The sequence below is a fragment of the Stenotrophomonas sp. HMWF003 genome (assembly GCF_003061285.1).
Taxonomy (GTDB): Bacteria; Pseudomonadota; Gammaproteobacteria; order Xanthomonadales; family Xanthomonadaceae; genus Stenotrophomonas; species Stenotrophomonas maltophilia_AP.
This window is the reverse complement of record NZ_QAIW01000252.1, coordinates 4,587-6,491: the sequence shown is the minus strand read 5'-3', so window position 1 is coordinate 6,491 and position 1,905 is coordinate 4,587. Positions and strand designations below refer to the sequence as shown.

General features: G+C 63.4%; 2 protein-coding genes. Both read right to left on the bottom strand.

Annotated elements, in window-relative coordinates:
• Positions 1-135: 135 nt before the first annotated feature.
• Positions 136-1,113: a protein translocase subunit SecF gene (gene secF / locus DBR34_RS10515; RefSeq protein ID WP_038688893.1), complete on the bottom strand. Its 978-nt coding sequence runs from the start codon at positions 1,111-1,113 to the stop codon at positions 136-138.
• A gap of 16 nt (positions 1,114-1,129) precedes the next feature.
• Positions 1,130-1,905 (bottom strand): protein translocase subunit SecD (gene secD / locus DBR34_RS22660; RefSeq protein WP_258223813.1); only part of this gene is annotated, 776 nt, incomplete at its 5' end.

Genomic DNA, 1,905 nt, shown 5'->3' with positions numbered 1-1,905 from the left:
GGTTTACGGCGTGTCCTGCACGGGGCTGCCCGGCACCCTCCCTCGCACGCAACCAAGACGCTTGTTGCCCTTTGCTCAAGACAAAGAAAAGCCGCGCAGGGCGCGGCTTTTCAGGTGCTTCATGCAGCCGGTGGCTTACGGGCGACGCTCGAGCGCCTCGATGTCCTTGGCCTTGGGCAGCAGGTCCTGCTTGGTCACGCGCAGGGCACCGATGGTCAGCATCGGCACGGCCACCAGGATCGAGGACAGCACCACGATCACCGCGCCCACCATGTGGGTTTCGGCCAGGCCTTCCATCGAGGTGCCGCCGTACATGTACAGCGCCAGTGCCGACAGGAAGAACATCACCGCGGTGATCACCGTACGCGACAGCGTCTGGTTGATCGACCGGTTCAGCACTTCCAGCGGCTCCACGCGCAGGCTGCGGAAGTTTTCGCGGACGCGGTCGAACACCACGATGATGTCGTTGATGGCAAAGCCCATCACCGACAGCAGGCCGGCCAGCACGGTGAGGTCGAACTCGCGGCCGGTGGCCGAGATGTAGGCCACCGTCACCAGCAGGTCGAACAGGGCCACGATGCTGGCGGTGATCGCGAACTTCCACTCGAAGCGGAACGCGATGTAGATCAGGAAGCCCACCAGCATGAACAGCGTGGCGTACAGCCCGTTCATCGCCAGGTCCTTGCCAACCTGCGGGCCAACGAACTCGTTGCGCTGGATGGTGGCCTGGTTGTCGCTCAGCGAGATCGCCTTGACCACCGCGGCAGCGGTGCGCTGGTCACTGGCCGAATTGCCGGTGCCCGGTGCGTGCTCGCCCTGCGGCGCCAGACGGATCAGCAGGTCGGTGTTGCCACCGAAACTCTGCACCTGGGCACCTTCGAAGCCGTTGGCTTCGAGCTTGGCGCGGACGTCTTCGACGTCCACCTTGCGCTCGAAACGGGCCTCGATCAGGGTGCCGCCGGTGAAATCCAGCGCGTAGTTGAAGCCCTTGGTGGCGATCAGTGCGATCGAACCGATGAACAGCAGCAGGGTGACCACCATGGCGGCATGACGCCAGCGCATGAAGTCGATCTTGGTGTCGTTCGGGAGGATGTGCAGCGGAAACAGTTTCATTGTGCGAGTCGTCCCGTCAGATGGCCACGTTCTGGAGCTTCTTGCGACGGCCGTAGATCAGCGTCGCCAGGGCGCGCGATACGGTGATCGCAGTGAACATCGAGGCGAAAATACCGATGATCATCGTCAGCGCGAAGCCCTTCAGCGGACCGGTACCGAATGCGTACAGGGCCACGCCGACGATCAGGCCGGTCAGGTTGGCGTCGAGGATGGTGCCGCTGGCGCGGTCGTAACCGGTCACGATGGCGGTCTTGCCCGGCATGCCGGCCCGCAGCTCTTCACGGATACGCTCGTTGATCAGCACGTTGGCGTCGACCGACAGGCCCACCGACAACGCCAGGCCGGCAAAGCCCGGCAGGGTCATGGTGGCACCGAACATCGACATTACCGCCACCACGATCAGCAGGTTGAACAGCATGGCCAGCGAGGTGATCACGCCGAACATGCGGTAGTACACGCTGAAGAACACCAGGGTGAACAGGAACGCGTAGACCACGGCGGTGATGCCGTTCTGCACGTTCTCGGCACCCAGGCTCGGGCCGACCACGCGCTCTTCCACGAAGTCCATCGGCGCGGCGAGCGAGCCGGACTTCAGCAGCTTGGCCAGGTCTTCGGCTTCCTTCTTCTCCAGGCCGGTGGTCTGGAAGTTCTTGCCGAACACGCCATTGATGTTGGCCACCGAGATGACCTCTTCCTTGACGCGGAAGCTGCGCACTTCCTTGCCATCGACCATGGTCACGGTCGGGATGCGCTCGGTGTAGACCACTGCCATCGGCTTGTTCACGTTGGCGC